The sequence below is a fragment of the Kitasatospora purpeofusca genome, from assembly GCF_042691725.1.
Lineage (GTDB): Bacteria > Actinomycetota > Actinomycetes > Streptomycetales > Streptomycetaceae > Kitasatospora > Kitasatospora purpeofusca_B.
In genome coordinates this window covers 8808825-8822401 of the sequence record NZ_CP170483.1, presented here as the reverse complement: position 1 = coordinate 8822401, position 13577 = coordinate 8808825, and the positions used below count along the sequence as shown (strand labels likewise).

The 13577-nt window shown below is 71.4% G+C and carries 11 protein-coding genes; 6 read left to right on the top strand and 5 right to left on the bottom strand.

Annotation, left to right across the window (positions count from 1 at the left end):
• Positions 1–13: 13 nt before the first annotated feature.
• Genes ACFCLZ_RS37780 through ACFCLZ_RS37770 form a run of 3 tightly spaced genes read left to right on the top strand, consistent with a single transcriptional unit; the run spans position 14 to position 4395 of the window.
• A complete protein-coding gene (locus ACFCLZ_RS37780) occupies positions 14–2842 on the top strand; it encodes a type I polyketide synthase (RefSeq protein WP_380282447.1) in 2829 nt (942 codons plus the stop codon).
• Entirely contained in the window at positions 2839–3948 is a 1110-nt protein-coding gene (locus tag ACFCLZ_RS37775; protein WP_380282446.1) for a phosphopantetheine-binding protein, read from the top strand. Before ACFCLZ_RS37780 ends, ACFCLZ_RS37775 begins: the two co-directional genes overlap by 4 nt.
• A 30-nt stretch (positions 3949–3978) precedes the next feature.
• On the top strand, positions 3979–4395 hold the full coding sequence (locus ACFCLZ_RS37770) for a nuclear transport factor 2 family protein (protein ID WP_380282445.1): 417 nt from the start codon (positions 3979–3981) through the stop codon (positions 4393–4395).
• A 74-nt stretch (positions 4396–4469) separates the two neighbouring features.
• On the opposite strand, the gene ACFCLZ_RS37765 is transcribed toward ACFCLZ_RS37770, so the two are convergent.
• The gene (locus ACFCLZ_RS37765) at positions 4470–4940 is read right to left on the bottom strand and encodes a HEAT repeat domain-containing protein (RefSeq protein ID WP_380282444.1); all 471 of its coding nucleotides are present in this window, start codon (positions 4938–4940) and stop codon (positions 4470–4472) included.
• Positions 4937–6748, bottom strand: a complete 1812-nt coding sequence (locus tag ACFCLZ_RS37760; RefSeq protein WP_380282443.1) for a glycoside hydrolase family 15 protein — start codon at positions 6746–6748, stop codon at positions 4937–4939. Before ACFCLZ_RS37760 ends, ACFCLZ_RS37765 begins: the two co-directional genes overlap by 4 nt.
• A 458-nt stretch (positions 6749–7206) precedes the next feature.
• On the opposite strand from ACFCLZ_RS37760, the gene ACFCLZ_RS37755 reads away from it, so the two are divergent.
• Both ACFCLZ_RS37755 and ACFCLZ_RS37750 read left to right on the top strand, forming a co-directional pair.
• Positions 7207–8358, top strand: coding sequence for a response regulator (locus tag ACFCLZ_RS37755; protein WP_380282442.1), 1152 nt, complete (start codon positions 7207–7209; stop codon positions 8356–8358).
• A gap of 771 nt (positions 8359–9129) precedes the next feature.
• Positions 9130–9279, top strand: a complete 150-nt coding sequence (locus ACFCLZ_RS37750; protein WP_380282441.1) for a hypothetical protein — start codon at positions 9130–9132, stop codon at positions 9277–9279.
• A gap of 19 nt (positions 9280–9298) precedes the next feature.
• Here the strand turns inward: ACFCLZ_RS37750 and ACFCLZ_RS37745 are convergent, their stop codons facing one another.
• Both ACFCLZ_RS37745 and ACFCLZ_RS37740 read right to left on the bottom strand, forming a co-directional pair.
• A complete protein-coding gene (locus ACFCLZ_RS37745; protein WP_380282440.1) occupies positions 9299–10258 on the bottom strand; it encodes a hypothetical protein in 960 nt (319 codons plus the stop codon).
• Positions 10259–10411: 153 nt separating this feature from the next.
• Positions 10412–11332 carry an NAD-dependent epimerase/dehydratase family protein gene (locus ACFCLZ_RS37740; protein ID WP_380282439.1) on the bottom strand — a complete coding sequence of 307 codons (921 nt, stop codon included), beginning with the start codon at positions 11330–11332 and terminating at the stop codon, positions 10412–10414.
• A gap of 128 nt (positions 11333–11460) precedes the next feature.
• Here ACFCLZ_RS37740 and ACFCLZ_RS37735 point away from each other — a divergent pair, with 128 nt between their 5' ends.
• A complete protein-coding gene (locus tag ACFCLZ_RS37735; protein WP_380282438.1) occupies positions 11461–12180 on the top strand; it encodes a TetR/AcrR family transcriptional regulator in 720 nt (239 codons plus the stop codon).
• Positions 12181–12311: 131 nt separating this feature from the next.
• Here ACFCLZ_RS37735 and ACFCLZ_RS37730 read toward each other — a convergent pair whose 3' ends face one another.
• A complete protein-coding gene (locus tag ACFCLZ_RS37730) occupies positions 12312–13367 on the bottom strand; it encodes a glycosyltransferase family 4 protein (RefSeq protein WP_380282437.1) in 1056 nt (351 codons plus the stop codon).
• Positions 13368–13577 lie beyond the last annotated feature (210 nt).

The following is a 13577-nucleotide window of genomic DNA, read 5'->3' as shown; positions in this document are numbered from 1 at the left end:
TGAGGACCGAACCATGGCGGAGAACGAGGAGATCCGCAGCTACCTCAAACGCGCCGTCGCGGAGATCGAACGGCTGCGCCGGCTGAGCGCCGCAGAGGCACGCCGCAGCGAACCGGTCGCCGTCATCGGGCTCGGCTGCCGCCTGCCGGGCGGGGTCGCCTCGCCGTCCGACCTCTGGCGGCTCGTGGACGAAGGCCGTGACGCCATCGGCCCGTTCCCCGACGACCGGGGCTGGCCGCTCGACGGCCTCTACTCACCGGACCCCGACCACTGCGGAACCTCCTCCACCGACCACGGCGGCTTCCTCTCCCGTCCGCAGGACTTCGACGCCGGGTTCTTCGGCATCACTCCTCGCGAGGCGCTCGCGATGGATCCGCAGCAGCGGATCCTGCTGGAGGTCGCCTGGGAGTCGCTCGAACACGCCCGGATCGACCCCACGACGCTGCGCGGCAGCGACACCGGCGTCTACGCCGGCGTGTCCTGGCAGGACTACGGGGAGGCCTCGTGGGAGGACAGCCGGGTGGAAGGGCACCTCGTCACCGGCAGCGCCGTCAGCGTCGTGTCCGGGCGGATCGCCTACCTGCTCGGCCTGGAGGGCCCCACGCTCTCCGTCGACACGGCCTGCTCCTCCTCCCTGGTCGCCCTGCACCTCGCGCGCCAGGCACTGCGCGACGGCGAGTGCTCGCTGGCCCTCGCCGGCGGCATCACCGTCATGGCGACACCGCGGCCCTTCATCGGCTTCTCCCGCCAGCGCGGCCTCGCCGCGGACGGCCGCTGCAAGGCGTTCTCCGACCGTGCCGACGGGATGGGCATGGCCGAGGGCGCCGGCCTGCTGGTGCTGGAGCGGCTCGGCGACGCCGAGCGCCACGGCCACCGCGTGCTGGCCCTGATCCGGGGCAGCGCCGTCAACCAGGACGGCGCCAGCAACGGCCTCACCGCCCCCAACGGGCCGTCCCAGCAGCGGGTGATCCGGCGCGCGCTCGCCGACGCCGGACTCACGCCGGCCGACGTGGACGTGCTGGAGGCCCACGGGACGGGAACCAAGCTGGGGGATCCCATCGAGGCCCAGGCGGTCCTCGCCACCTACGGGCAGAACCGGCCGCCGGGGCGCCCCCTGCTGCTCGGCTCGCTCAAGTCCAACATCGGCCACACCCAGGCCGCCGCCGGGGTCGCCTCCGTCATCAAGATGGTCCTGGCCATGCAGCGCGGCGCCGTTCCCGCAACCCTGCACGCCGAGCAGCCGAGCTCCTACGTCGACTGGTCCGCCGGGGCCGTGGAACTCCTCACCCGGCCCCGGCCGTGGCCCGACACCGGCGACCGGGCCGCGCGGGCCGCCGTGTCCTCCTTCGGCATCAGCGGCACCAACGCCCACGTGGTCGTCGAAGCCGGTCCCCGTCCGGAACCGGCGCCCGCCCCCGCGCAGGGCCCCGACGCCGCCGTCCCCTGGCTGCTCTCGGCCAAGAACGCCCCCGCACTCGTCACCCTGGGCGCCCGGCTGGCGGCCTACGCGGAGAACCACCCGCGGCTGCGACCCGCCGACGCCGCGGCCGACCTGGCCACCACCCGCGCGCTGTTCCGCCACCGCGCGGCCGTGGTCGCCACCGACCGCGCGGACGCCATCGACGCCCTGCGCGCCCTCGCCGCAGGCCACCCGCACCGTCTGCTGGTGTCCGGCGCCGCCGGCCGGAAGCCCGGCGCAACGGTCTTCGTCTTCCCCGGCCAGGGAGCCCAGTCGCCGACCGCCGGCCGGCAGCTCCTCCACGGTTCCACGGCCTTCGGGGAGAGCTTCGAAGCCTGCGACCAGGCGCTGCGGCCGTACACCCGGCGCAGCCTGGCCGACCTGCTCGCCGCCGACCCGACGGCTCCCGGGCCCGACGACCGGACGGCCTCCCAGCCGCTGCTCTTCGCCTTCCAGGTCGCGCTCGCCGCGCTGTGGCGCAGCCACGGGGTGGTGCCCGACCTCGTGATCGGGCACTCCCAGGGCGAGATCGCCGCCGCGCACGTCGCGGGCGCCCTCACGCTCGACGACGCGGCGGCCCTGGTCGGCCTGCGCGACCGGGCACTCGAACGGCTCGCCGGATCCGGCGGCATGGTGACGGTGGCCCTGCCGCGCGAGCGGACCGAGGAACTGCTGGAGGCCTGGCAGTCCCCGCTGACCGTCGCCGCGGTCAACAGCCCCGGCTCGGTGGTCGTCGCCGGCCCCGGCGGTGCCCTCACCCGGCTCCTCGACCACTGCGCGGCCGAACACGTCACGGCCCAGCGGCTGCCCATCACCGTCGCGGCCCACACCCGCGCCATGGAGGACGTCCGAAGCGAACTCCTGGACGCCGCAAAGAAGTTGACCCCGCGCAAGGGAACCGTTCCGCTGCACTCGACGGTCACCGGCGATCTGATCGACCACCAGCTGATGGACGGCGCCTACTGGTACCGGAACCTGCGCGACCCGGTCCTGTTCGGCGACAGCGTCCGTTCCCTGCTCGCCGCCGGGTACCGCCAGTTCGTCGACCTCGGTCCCCGGCCGGTGCTGGTCCCGGCCATCACCGAGACCTACCAGGCGCACCGCGCCGCCGCACCGTCGGCGGCGGAGTCCGTGACCGTCACCGGCGCGCTGCGCCCCGAGGCCGACGAGCCCACCGGGTTCCTGCTCGCCCTGGCCGCCGTCTGGGCGGCCGGCGTTCCCGTCGACTGGTCCCCCGCGCTCCCTCCCGGCTCCGTCCTTGCGGAGGACCTGCCGACCTATCCGTTCCAGCGCCGCGCCTACTGGCTGACGCCGGGCCCGTCCGCGCGCGAGGCGGACGGGGGCGCACCGCCGTCACCCGACCCCTCGGAAGGCACATCATGAACCAGGAATCCGCCGCGACCTCCGTCCCCACCCGGCCCGACCTGATGGTCCCCCTGGTCAAGACGCACGTCGCCGCCATCACGGACCTGCCGATCGAGGAGATCGACGACGACCAGCTCTTCCAGGAGCTCGGATTCGATTCCCTGATGACGGTGCGACTGGTCAACAGCCTCGAACGGACCACCGGGCTCGCCCTCGAACTCGCGGTGGTCAGCGAGAACCCCACCCCCGCCGAACTGGCCTCCTTCCTGTGCGCCGCCCTCGCCGAGCGGGACCGACCCGCCCCCGCCGACGAACCACCGGCGGCCGACGGCATCGGCGACCTCTTCCGGCAGACGGTCGAGGCCGGCCGGGCCGTGGAGGCACTCGACTTCCTCGCCGCCGCCGCCCGGCTGCGGCCCCGCTACACCGGCGCGGACGACGCGGGCCCGCTGCCGCCCCCCGCCCGGCTCTCGCGCGGCACGGAGGGGACGCGGATCGTCTGCCTGGACTCCCTGGGCCCCTTCCTCGGCAACTTCACCTACGCCCGCTTCGCCAAGCACTTCCTCGGCACCCACGACCTGTACGCCCTGCGGTACCCGGGCTATGCCAGAGCCGATGCCGTGCCCGACTCGCCCGCCGCCCTCGCCAGGGCGATGGCCCCGGCGGTGCGGCGCTGCGCCGACGGTGCCCCGTTCGTCCTGGTCGGGTACTGCTCGGGCGGCTGGGCCTCGCGCCTGGTCGCCGCGGAGCTCGAAGCGCACGGCGTACGCCCGGAGGCGGTCGTGCTGATCGACACGCCCGTCCCCGAGACCCTCTCCGACGAGGTCTTCAACGGCGGGACCAAGTCCCTGTTGGACTCCTGGCCGGACATCGTCTCCCTGGACAGCCCGGCACTCACGGCGTTCGGCTGGCACTACGCCATGCTCCGGGGCCGGCCGCTGCCCGCCGTCGCCGCCCCCGTCTACTCCATCCGGGCCACCGAGCCCCTCCCGTACACCGATGGCGTCCGGCTCGACAACCGGTGGCCGGACAGCGCCAAGAGCGCGGACGTGACGGCGGACCACTACTCGATCATGGTGGCCCACGCGTCCGAGGCGGCCGGCGTCACAGCCCAATGGATCTGAACCCCGAACCCGCTTCCCGGAGGAGTCCCCATGCCCACGATCAAGGTCTTCGACCGGCTGATGGACGCCGTGAACGACAAGGACGTCGACGCCGCGGCCGAGTGCTACACCGAGGACGTCCGGTACGCGGAGCCCGCGATCGACTGCGAACTGCGCGGCCGGGACGCCGTGCGCGCGATGTACACGACCTGGATGACCCACGTGAACCTGACGGCCGAACTCGACGACGCCTTCGGCGCCGGCGACCGGGGCGCCCTCGTGTTCACCCTGGCCGGCACCGTGGTCAAGGAGCTCCCGGGCCTGTGGGACGCCGACAGCATCGGCCGGACGTTCTCCGTCTCGGTGGCGGTGATCGCCAGGCTGGCCCCCGACGGGCTCATGGCGGAGGCCGTCTTCTACTGGAACCTGCTGACCCTGCTCACCCAGCTCGGGCAGAAGCCCGCCTGATCCCGGTCGGCGGCGGTCCGGAACGTCGCGCGGAATCCGGACAGCCGCCGACGCCGACCGGCGGGCGCCGTCGATCAGCCGCGGAATCCCATACGGCGGGTCCTGCGCAGGATCTGGTGCAGCGCCCGGTCCGCCTCCGCCCGCACACTCGGGTCGGGGTCGTCCAGCAGCGCCCGGAGCGTGCGCAGGGACTCCTCCTGCCCTCCGTGCCGATAGGTCAGCCGGCCGAGGGACCAGGCCACGAGACTGCGGACGAAGGCCGCGGGATCCCCCCGCTCGGCCGAGAGGGCCGTGATCACGTCCGGCTCCCGCTCGGGAACCGCCCGGCCGAGGGCCGCCGCCGCCCACACCCGCACGAAGCTGAACCGGTCCCGGAGCGCCACCTCCAACGGCGGCACCACCTCGGACGAACCGATCTCCCCCAGGGCGTGGACACCCAGCCGGCGTTCCAGCGGATCGCTGCTGCGCACGAACGACATCCAGTGGCCGGCGGACTGTCCGAGATAGCCGCGGCCGCCGGGCGCGGACGAACTCTCGCCCCTCATACGACACCTCCGCCGAGGGCCTTGTCGAGGGCGCACGCGGCACTGATGAGACTCAGATGGGTGAGCGCCTGGGGGTAGTTCCCGATGCTCTCCCCGGAGGCGGACGTCTCCTCCGCGAAGAGCCCGAGATGGTTCGCGTGCGTCAGCATCTTCTCGAAAAGAAGCCTCGCCGGCTCGACCAGACCCGCCAGGGCCATCGCCTCGACGAGCCAGAACGTGCAGATGTTGAACGTCCCCTCGCTGCCCCGCAGCCCGTCCTGCGCGGCACTTCCCGTCTCGTACCGGTAGACCAGGCTGTCGGACGAGAGGTCCTCGGCGATGCACTCCAGGGTGCCGAGCATCCGCGGATCCTTCGGCGACAGGAATCCGACCATGGGAATGGCCAGCGCGCTCGCGTCCACGGCGCCGGATCCGAAGTACTGGACGAACGTCCCGCGCTCGCGATCGTAGCCTTCCTCCATGATCGCGTGGAAGATCGCGTCACGCTCCCGGGTCACCCGCTCGCTGTCGAGCGGAAGTCCGTGGCGGTGGGCGATGCGCAAGGCCCTGTCCAGTGCCGCCCAGCACTGGAGCTTCGAATAGACGAACTGCCGCCGGGCCCCCCTGATCTCCCAGATGCCCTCGTCCGGCGAGCGCCAGTTGTCCGCCACCCAGTAGGCCATCCGCCGCAGGTGACTCCACAGATCGTAGGAGATGCGGCAGACCCGCGCGTCGAAGATCTCGATCGCCGTCAGGAGCTCACCGTAGATGTCCAGCTGGAGCTGGTCCGCCGCTCCGTTGCCGATCCGGACCGGCCGCGACCGCCGGTAGCCCTCCAGATGGTCCAGGATCGTCTCGTCGAGTTCGACGCCCCCGTCGATCCGGTACATGAGCCTCAGCGGGCAGCCCTCCTCGACCTCCTTCGCCCGGTCCTCCAGCCATCCCATGAAGCGGACGGTCTCCTCGGTGAACCCCAGCTGCATGAACGCCGCGAGGGTGAGCGCGGCGTCCCTGATCCAGGTGAACCGGTAGTCCCAGTTCCGCTCCCCGCCCAGCTCCTCGGGAATGCTGGTCGTCGGAGCGGCGACGACGGCTCCGGTGGGGTCGTGCGTCAGCAGCTTCAGGGTGAGCGCGGAGCGGTGCACCATCTCCCTCCAGCGGCCCGTGTAGGTGCACTGGCCGAGCCACGTCTTCCAGTACTCGATGGTGTTCTGCAGGAGTTCGCGGCCGGTGAGCCGCGCCTCGGCGATGTACGCCTCCTCCGCAAGGCTCTCCACCTGGCGGAGGAGAAAGGTGATCTCCTCACCCTCGCGCAGGGTGAATTCGACGCAGACCCCGGTGTCCACCGTGGCCAGCGGGAAGCGGCTCGTGAGCGCCACCGAAATGTCACTCCCCCGGAAGACGACGCCGCGCCCTTCGTGAATGATCTCGTGCTTCTGCCGCGCGTAGTCGAGGGCGGGAAAGCACTCGAGCCGGAATTCGACCGTGCCGCGGACGGCCTTCGCCACCCGGACTATCTGATGGGACCCCGGGCCGGCCGCCGCGTGCTTGATCGGCATGAAGTCCACCAGCTCCGCCACGCCGCCCGGGCTCATGAACCTGGTGATGAGTACGGCGGTGTCCGGCATGTACATCTGCTGGCGCCGGACGGACTCCAGCGGAGCGATCTTGAAGTATCCACCGTGTTCGTCGTCGATCAGACGGGCGAACACGCTCGGGGAGTCGAACCTCGGGAGGCAGCACCAATCGATGGATCCGTCCGTACCGACCAGGGCCGCGGTGTGCATGTCGCCGATCAACCCGTAGTTCTCAATCGGTTTGTAGCCCATACCGAATCCTTTTGCCCCGAGAAACTCCACATATCTAGATTGTGCTCCCCCGGCCACCCGGCTGCCAGCCGTGGACGTTGCCGCCGGGGCCGCGGGGCGGGCACTCCGATCACCGAAAGTGTCCATCGGATTCGCCGCCCGCCGCAGGCTGCCTTCGCACCGCCTTCCGATCGCCTTCCGATCGTCTTCGGACCGCCTTCGGACCGCCGGAGCCCACCGCCCGCAACCGATCCTGCGGCGCGCACCCGCCAGGGGGACGCGGCGATCGCCACGCGGAGGAACTGGAGAAAAGTATTCAGGTGTGGCGCTGCAAGGATTCAGGGCAAATAATGGAAGCACAGGAGTGGGCCTACAGTTCATGACGGAGAGTGACGCGAAACCGCATTGAACGCTCAACGTTCGAGGCGCCGCACGGAAGTCCACAACCGGGGACGGACGGCCGCAAGGGAGCATGCGAAATGAAGATGGATCGGCCGCGCATTCTGGTCGTAGACGACGACCCGGTCAACCGGATGTTCCTCACCAAGTTAGTCGAGAAAGAAGGCTACCTGCCCAGCACGGCAGCCAACGGTCGCATCGCGTGCGAAATGCTCGAAGAGCATGACGTGGACGTCATCCTGCTCGACATCGAAATGCCGGAGATGGACGGCTTCGGCGTACTGGAGCACGTCCAGCAGAACACCAGGACACGCCACATTCCGGTCATCATGATCTCGGCGATCGAGGACATCGACAGTGTCGTGAAGGCCATCAACATGGGCGCGACCGACTACATTCCGAAGCCCGCCAACAAAGTCCTCCTCCGTGCCCGGGTGGACGCCTGTCTCAATTGGAAGAGAATTCACGATCTTGAGCAGGACAGGATGCGTGACACCTTTGCCAGATTCGTTCCCGCCTCCATTGTCGACGAAGTGCTGCTGCAGGCCGACGAGAACCTGAACCTGGGCGGCGAGCGGCGAGTCGCCACCATCCTCTTCGCGGACCTGCGCGGGTTCACCTCCTGGGCCGAGGAGAACCCGCCCGACATCGTCATCAGGACCCTCAACAGGTATCTGGGCTCCATGAGTGATGTCATCCTCGACCACGGCGGGACGCTGGTCTCCTACCTCGGCGACGGGATCATGGCCGCTTTCGGGGCCCCGATCGAACAGGAATACCACGCCGACCTCGCCCTGGCCGCGGCACGGATGATGGCCACCGAGGTGCTCTCCGACTTCAACTCCTGGATGCTCGCCGAAGAACTGGGCCGCGGGTTCAAGGTCGGAATCGGCCTCAACAGCGGCCAGGTCATGTCCGGAACCGTGGGATCGGAACGCCGGCTCGAGTACGCGGCGGTCGGCGACACCACCAATACGGCCGCCCGACTCGAACAGCTGACGAAGGAGATCCCGTACGCCCTCCTGCTGTCGAACGAGACCTACACCATGCTGACCACGGACTTCCAGGACCTCGACTTCATCGGGGAGGTCCCGCTCCGCGGCAAACGCTCCTCTGTCGGCGTCTGGGGCGGCCTGCCCTCGGCCCCGCACGACGCCCATCACCATGACGAACCCATCGACAGCCGGGTCCAGGCCTCGGTACACCCCTTCAGCCGCGCGGCGCGATCCTGAAACGCCGGCCGGAAGCGGCGAGGACTCCCGCTCCGGATCCCCGGCCGCGCGTGCAGGCACCTTTCCTCACCCGTGTCGAGGTGCGGCCCGTCAGCCAACCGTCCGCCTCGCCCTCGCCGTCCCCCTCCCCCTCCCCCTCCCACCACCCGACCCACCAGCCCACGTACGAGCCCACGCACTCGTACTCGTACTCGCACGGTCCGACCCACGGCCACGGACCGACGGGCAAGCCCCCGGCCGGGCCCCGCTACCCGCCACCGGAGCCGGAACCCTCCCGCTCACCGCCGCGGTCGGTGCCGCCGCCCTGATCGCAGCCGGCACTCCGCTCCTCCTCACCACCCGCCGCACCCGCCGCCACCGGCACCGATCCACCGCACGACACCGCCACCACCACCGAGCTGCGGCCGGGCGGCATCGGCGGGCCGCGTGGCGACGCGCTTCCGGCGCCCATCGTCACCCACGAGGTCGCACCGAGTTCCTCGAGCGGCCGGCCGGCCGCCCCTCCTCCGGGTCCCCGTCGCCGGACGGCTCCGCAACCGCTGCGGGGAGCACCGCCCTCCCTGCGCCGACCGGCCGACGGATCGGGGTGCGCCCCCCGCCGGCGCCGTTCCTCCGCTGGGCCCACCGGCATGACGCCGCCGTCACCGTCGTCGAGTTCGGACACCGCGGCGCCCTGAACGAGCCGGCCGCCGAACGCTACGGATCTGTGCCTTCGCGAGGCGGTGGCGCGCGCGGGGACTGCCGGCCGAGTTCCACGACCGGATGCGGGGCATGGTCCGCGAGAACGCCGGCCGCGACCCGGAGCCGACCGCCGAGGTGATCGACGCGGTGGTCGGCGCGCAGCGCCTGCGCGCGGCGGCCACGGTGCCGGCGTCCTCACGCGGATACGACGGCGCGAGGAAGGTCCCCGGGCGCAGGTGACGGTGGGCTCGGCGTCCGGTCAGGCCGCGGCGACGCGGGTGCAGCGCCGGGTGGCACATGGATGGTGCCGGGCGACCGCCGCAACGGACGCCACCGTGCCAACGGCCAGCAGGGCCATGGCCGTCAGGGTCGCACCGTCGGGGTGGACGAGCGACTGGCCGCGCAGCGCCTGCCAGGTCAGGATCGCCAGCACGCCCGCGTAGGTCCCGGTCGCCACCAGGACCAGGCGTAGGCGCGTCCGCTCGTCGGCCAACCGCGGGAACCGGCGGGACAGTGCGATCAGCAGCCAGGCGAAGAGCGGGACGGCCTGCAGCGCGTGCATGCCGACGAAGTGGGGTATGCGCAGGTCGCCGCCGGTGCTGCTCCAGCCGGTGATGGCGATGCCGGGCGAGTCGTCGGCGACGCCGACGCTGTGTGCCCCCACGATGCCCACGGCGGCCCCGCTGTGCATGGCACCGAGTTGGGCAGGGGTCGGGCCGGTCATGAGGAAGCCGAGTGCCATGCCCACCAGTGCGAGGAGCAGGCCGAGCCGGACGGACCAGGTGGCCGCGCGGTCCCCGGTCCGCTCGCGGAACGACCTGGCCGCGATGCCGAGGTTGGCCAGCCACAACGTGACGACCGAGGCGGCCATCGCGAACCAGAGGCCGGCGTCCAGCGGTGTGGCGACGTTGAAGTGGCTCTGCCTGCCGCGGAGCACCTGGCCGACGACGGCCACCATCTCGATCACGTTGGCGGCGGCAATCGTCGTCCCGAGCCACCAGACCCAGCGGGGGGCCGTGCGGCCCAGGGACAGCATCCAGGCGAGGGTCACCGCATAGACCGCGATGGAGAGGGAGAACTTGAAGGGCTTCAGCCAGATCGGCTCCCCGACCAGGATCCGGTCGTCGACCGCGAGGCCGACGGCGGATGCCAGGGCGAGGGCCGCCATGGCAGCGGCGAGCAGTACCAGCGGGCGGTGCCAGCGGCGGATCGTCATCATGTCCTCGGAGAGTGGACTGCACAGAGTGGACTGCACCGCGTTGCTCTACGCCACGCTGCGCTCGGAGTTGATTCACTGGACGCGGCTTCGGCCCGCTCCTGCACTTCGCCGCAGGGTCCGCACAGCCCGACAGCCGATGCCGCGCACGTGGCGCTACCGGCTGAGCCGCGCCCGCCACCACTCGACGGTTGCCCTCAGCGCCTCGTCGATCGGGGTCGACACCTCGCCGAAGGTCGCGGTGTACGCCTGGGAGTCGAGCACGAACGGCCGGTCGAACTGGTACTGCACCTCCCGCAGTTCCCCGAGCATGGGGTTGACCAGGCCGACCAGGTGCAGTGGCCACCAAGGGATCCGGCCGACCCGGGCCGGCGGCAGACCCGCCAGCCGGCACAGGTGCCGGACCGCCTCCCGGGTCGACAGCGGCGGGGCGGTGGGAACGTGCCAGGCGCGTCCCCACGCCCGCTCGTCGGTACCGAGCCGTACGAGCGCACGGGCGATGTCGGGGACATACGTGAAGCTGTGCGGTGCGTCCGGGTTGCCGATCAGCCTGACTGCACGGCCGGCCAGGAGCGCGGGCATCATCCGCTGGGCGAGGTGGCCGGCCTCGGTGACGCCGGGCCCGAAGAAGTCCGAGGCCCGCGCCTCCGCGACGCGGATCCGGCCGGCCTGGTGCCGGGCCAGCGCGTCGCGCCACATACCGATGCGGACCCGGGCCTTGGTGCCGGTGCCGGCGAGCGGCAGGTCCTCCGTGATGGGGGCGTCGACGGGGCCGTAGCCGTACAGGTTACCCATCGTCACCAGCACCGAGCCGGCGGACTCCGCCGCGTCGAGGAGGGCGTTCGCGATCGGCGGCCAGTCGGTGGGCCACCGGTGGTACAGCGGGCTCGCGCAGTTGTAGATCACCTCGGCGCCCTTGGTGGCTTGCCGCAGTGACGCCGTGTCGGTGACGTCGAGCGCCGTACTCCCGTCGCCGCCGGAGCGACTCAGGACGACGACCTCGTGCCCCTGTTCGTCGAGCAGTCGCGCCGTGGTGGCGCCGACGGGGCCCTTGCCGATGACGATGTGCCGTGCCATGCAGGTCCTCCTGGAGAATTGAGAGAGCAGTGCTCTCTTCGCCGAGGAGTGTTCTCGCAGTGGCGGGGAGAAGTCAAGAGCAGTGCTCTCTCTTGTGTGCACTGCTCTCGAATGACAGGATGGACGGCATGACGGCATCGCAGACCGCGCGGCAGCTGGCCCGCGCCGAGCTCACTCGCGCGATCAAGGAAGCCGCCACTCGCCAGCTCGCCGAGACCGGGGCGGCCGCGTTGTCGCTCCGCGCGGTGGCGCGTGACCTGGGCCTGGCCTCCTCGGCGCTGTACCGCTACTTCCCCAGCCGGGACGCACTGCTCACCGCGCTGATCATCGACGCGTTCAACGCGGTCGGAGCGGCCGCGGAGTCAGGGGCGGCGTCCGCCGCTCCCGCCGATCCGGGCGCCCGGTGGCTTGCCGCATGCCGGGCGGTCCGCCAGTGGGCCCTGGCCCACCCGCACGAGTTCGCCCTGGTCTACGGCTCGCCCGTCCCCGGCTACCGGGCCCCCACCGACACGGTCGACCCCGCCACCCGGGTCACCCGTCTGATGGCCGGTCTCGTCGTCGAGGCACACGCCTCGGGCCTCCTGCGACCCCCCGCGCAGCCGCTCCCCGGGCCGAGGCTCGTCGCCCAGCAGGTGCTCGACAGCGCGGGCGGGGCGCCGGCCGAACCGTACGCGGACCTGGTGGAACGGTCGCTCACCCTGTGGATCTCCCTGATCGGCACGATCAGCTTCGAGCTGTTCGGTCACCTGAACCAGGTGATCACGGACTACCCCGCGTACTTCGACGCCGCCATGACCATTGCAGCCGAGGCGATCGGGCTCCGTGTCCTGTCGCCCCCTCCTGCGTGACACCCCACTACCAGCGGCCTGGTCCGGCACCCGTATTGGACACCGGCACGGCCCATCACCTGGCAGCGCGCCGGCTGCTCCGGCTCGGCCGAGGAGCAGCGGGAGTTACCGGCAGCGCTCGGCGCGGGGCATCACGACGCGCCGACGCCACTTGCGTTGTACGTCCTCTGGCCTCCCGGGTGGAAGGACTTCCGTCGCCTCGGGTCGTGCAGCGACTCGACGGCGTCGCACCAGATGCCGAGATCGGGGGCCGCGCTCAGCTCGTCGGAGCGTACCTTGGCGCGGCGGGAGGCCCTTGCCCAGTTCTTCGGGTCCCGCAGTGATGCCAGGGAGTGGATCCAGGCGTTCAGGTCGTCGCGGTAGGCGAAGATCCCCGCCTCGCCGAGGGACTCGACCAGCCCGGGGGTCGGGTGGGCGATCACCGGGATGCCGGAGGCGAAGGCCTCCACCGCCACCCGCCCCCAGGACTCGTAGATGCTCGGCATGAGCATCACGCGCGAGCGGCTGTAGACGTGCGCTCGCATCTCCTTTCCGGGTACGCCGTCCACGACTTCGCAGTTGGGCAGCCGCGGTGGCGGCATGACCTGCTGCCCGTAGGCGCCGCGGACCCCGAGGAACCTCCACTCGGGCGTCCATGCGGCGATCTGCCAGAAGAGCTCACCTCCCTTGTCCGCGTTCAGGTTCACCAGCGTCACGCGGTCGCCCGGTTCCGTGCGGTACTCCTCCGCGATCACGGGAGGGCGGACGACGATCGTGTTCCTGGGCAGGAACTCGTCGGGGTAGCGGGCGTAGAAGATCTCGCCGTCGCGCCGGATCCATTCGCTGTTGTAGACGACGAGATCGGCTCCGGCCGCGTCGTGGAAGCTGGTGACGAAGTTGTCATGGCAGATCACCACCACGGGTATCCGGCGGGCGGCGGCGAGGCCCGACACCAGGGGGACGTTCTCGAAGTGGGAGAGCAGCACGTCGGCCTTCTGGGCGTCGGCCGCGAAGTCGGTGCCCTCCTGGTACGGGACGACCCGTACCCCGTCGATCTCGTAGCTCTTCTCGATGCTCCCGGGATGGGAGAGCCAGACCGTCACCCGGTGGCCGCGCTCGGCCAGCGGGCGCAGCATCGAGTGGAGCATCCATTCGGAGCCGGCGTTGTGGTCCGGTGGATATCCGTACACCCGGGCCACGACGGACATGCTCCGTGACCTGGGGGGCGCGGCCGGCCTGTGCGGGCGGGATGCCACCGTGTCCACGTGTCGGTACTCCCTCTGGTTGGGATGACGCGATGAGCGGTTCACGCGACCCCGCCCGCAGGGGTCCGGGCCGCGGTCGTACCGCTGACCGGCCCTGCGGGCGGTGGTCCCTTGTGCCGCCGCGACCCGCCGGGGCGAGGGCCCGGCGGACGC

What these genes read in the sequence shown, in the direction of transcription:
- ACFCLZ_RS37765 (WP_380282444.1), bottom strand. Translation starts at nt 4,940, where the DNA reads ATGAGGGGCGAGAGTTCGTCCGCGCCCGGCGGCCGCGGCTATCTCGGA.
- ACFCLZ_RS37750 (WP_380282441.1), top strand. Translation starts at nt 9,130, where the DNA reads ATGGTCCGCGAGAACGCCGGCCGCGACCCGGAGCCGACCGCCGAGGTG.
- ACFCLZ_RS37760 (WP_380282443.1), bottom strand. Translation starts at nt 6,748, where the DNA reads ATGGGCTACAAACCGATTGAGAACTACGGGTTGATCGGCGACATGCAC.
- ACFCLZ_RS37740 (WP_380282439.1), bottom strand. Translation starts at nt 11,332, where the DNA reads ATGGCACGGCACATCGTCATCGGCAAGGGCCCCGTCGGCGCCACCACG.
- ACFCLZ_RS37735 (WP_380282438.1), top strand. Translation starts at nt 11,461, where the DNA reads ATGACGGCATCGCAGACCGCGCGGCAGCTGGCCCGCGCCGAGCTCACT.
- ACFCLZ_RS37755 (WP_380282442.1), top strand. Translation starts at nt 7,207, where the DNA reads ATGAAGATGGATCGGCCGCGCATTCTGGTCGTAGACGACGACCCGGTC.
- ACFCLZ_RS37770 (WP_380282445.1), top strand. Translation starts at nt 3,979, where the DNA reads ATGCCCACGATCAAGGTCTTCGACCGGCTGATGGACGCCGTGAACGAC.
- ACFCLZ_RS37775 (WP_380282446.1), top strand. Translation starts at nt 2,839, where the DNA reads ATGAACCAGGAATCCGCCGCGACCTCCGTCCCCACCCGGCCCGACCTG.
- ACFCLZ_RS37745 (WP_380282440.1), bottom strand. Translation starts at nt 10,258, where the DNA reads ATGATGACGATCCGCCGCTGGCACCGCCCGCTGGTACTGCTCGCCGCT.
- ACFCLZ_RS37780 (WP_380282447.1), top strand. Translation starts at nt 14, where the DNA reads ATGGCGGAGAACGAGGAGATCCGCAGCTACCTCAAACGCGCCGTCGCG.
- ACFCLZ_RS37730 (WP_380282437.1), bottom strand. Translation starts at nt 13,367, where the DNA reads ATGTCCGTCGTGGCCCGGGTGTACGGATATCCACCGGACCACAACGCC.